This window comes from Desulfovibrio legallii (assembly GCF_004309735.1).
In the GTDB taxonomy this organism is placed as follows: domain Bacteria; phylum Desulfobacterota; class Desulfovibrionia; order Desulfovibrionales; family Desulfovibrionaceae; genus Desulfovibrio; species Desulfovibrio legallii.
Genome location: NZ_SIXC01000027.1, coordinates 1 through 1,756, shown reverse-complemented (window position 1 = coordinate 1,756; position 1,756 = coordinate 1). Strand labels below are relative to the sequence as shown.

Below are 1,756 nucleotides of genomic sequence, written 5' to 3'. Positions count from 1 at the left end.
TGAGGACGTGAACCGCATTTCTGCCGAGACCTCCGCCGCCATGCGCCACGCCTCTGCCGCCGTGACCGAACTGGCCCAGCAGGCGCAGGTGCTGCGCGGCCTTATCGATCAGATGAAGCAGGGCTAAGAGCCTGAAAGACTGTGGGGGGAGGGCACTTTGGGTCAGCTTAGCCCGTTACGACGAAGGAAATTACGGGCGAAGACAGCAGCGCGCAAAAGTGCCTTTCCCCCCACACCCTCCCTTCATTCTTCAAAAAAATTTTCTTCCCTCGCAGCACCGCCTGGGCGCACCTTGGAGAGAAAAAGGCGGGTTGTCCCGTTTTGTCGGCCGCTCTGTAGCGGCTTCAGATGTGTCTGCCTTCCCGATGACATCCTTTCTTGCATTTGCTCCCTAAATATCCTATAGGCGCAACGTATATAAAGTTTATCGTGTTTTATCCGATTGCTAAATGAGACGTTTATTCTGACATCGGCAGTGCGACGGCAGGGACCCAAGGCAGCCGGCAGTCGCCGTGTGCGGCTGCCGATCAGGGGAACCTGGCGGCACGCAGACAGGCTTTTCAATGGGAATCGCCTGGCTGGGGTTGCGGGTGGGGCGCCCGAGACCTCGATGTTCCAGACGACAACAGGTTTTTTGTAATGGAGTTGAGGATGGCCCACAGTATTCGCATGACGTTGTTGCTTTTGATCAGCGCAGTTATTCTCCTTATCCAGTCCGCTCTTGTTGGTGTGGTGGCCAAATTGTCTTATGAAGCCAATATGGAATCCCGCACACATGAGATGGGTCTGATGGTGGAGACAATAGCAAAGTCCATGGGAGACTTTGGCGAACAATTATCCACGCTTGTCAATGGAGTGTCAAAGGCGCCAAAAGTGCGTCAGTATCTGGAAACCGGCGACGGCGTGGAGGGCTTGTCCGTTTTTATCGCTGCCATGTCGCAGTCTTCGGCAAGTATCAACACGCTCTATGTTTTTGACGCTACGGGCCAGCAGCGGATTGTCTGCGCACAGGGCAAGATGGTGGAAAAACATAATAATCTGTCCAATCGCGAATACATACAGGCGGCCCTGGCCAATAAGCGCGGCTTCAGCTCCACTCCCACCAAAAGTTTTGCCACGGGCAAGATCATCGTCAGTGTGACTGCCCCGGTGCTGGACGCCGGCGGCAAGGTACTGGGCGGCATAGGCATGTCTTACGCCATTGATGAACTGGAAAAAAATTATATTCAGAGCATCAAAATGGGCCAGTCTGGCTACCCCTACATTATTTCTCCCAAGGGTATTTTTGTGGCCCACCCGGACAGCAGCCTGGCGCTGCAGGACCACAGCGCCAATCCCGGCATACGCGATATGTTGGGTGCGCCTTCCGGGCAGGGCGTGTCCTTCCAGCGCAACGGMGTGGATAAAATGCTGGCCTGGTACACAGTGCCCTACTGGAACTGGAAGGTGGCCCTGGTTATGGATACGGCCGAAATCCAGGCCCCGGCGGTGCAACAGCGCAACGTTATGCTGGGCCTGGGGCTGGGCGCTATTGTGCTGCTTGTGGCGGTTTCGCTGCTGGCTCTGGAAAAAATCGCCATCCGGCCTTTGCGCCAGTTGCAGGCCTATGCCGGCACGGTGGCCGACGGCGACCTCAACGCCCGGCTGGATCTGCGTCTGAAGAATGAAATCGGCAAGCTGGCCGACGCGCTGCGCACCATGGTAGAAAACCTCAAGGCCAAGATTGCCGAAGCGGACGAAAATACCCGCAAGGCAC

The 1,756-nt window shown here is 56.2% G+C and carries 1 protein-coding gene; it reads left to right on the top strand.

Annotated features, from left to right (window positions below; all coding sequences use genetic code 11):
- Positions 1 to 651 precede the first annotated feature (651 nt).
- Positions 652 to 1,756: HAMP domain-containing protein (locus EB812_RS11570; protein ID WP_165450946.1), on the top strand; the 1,105-nt coding region annotated here is incomplete at its 3' end.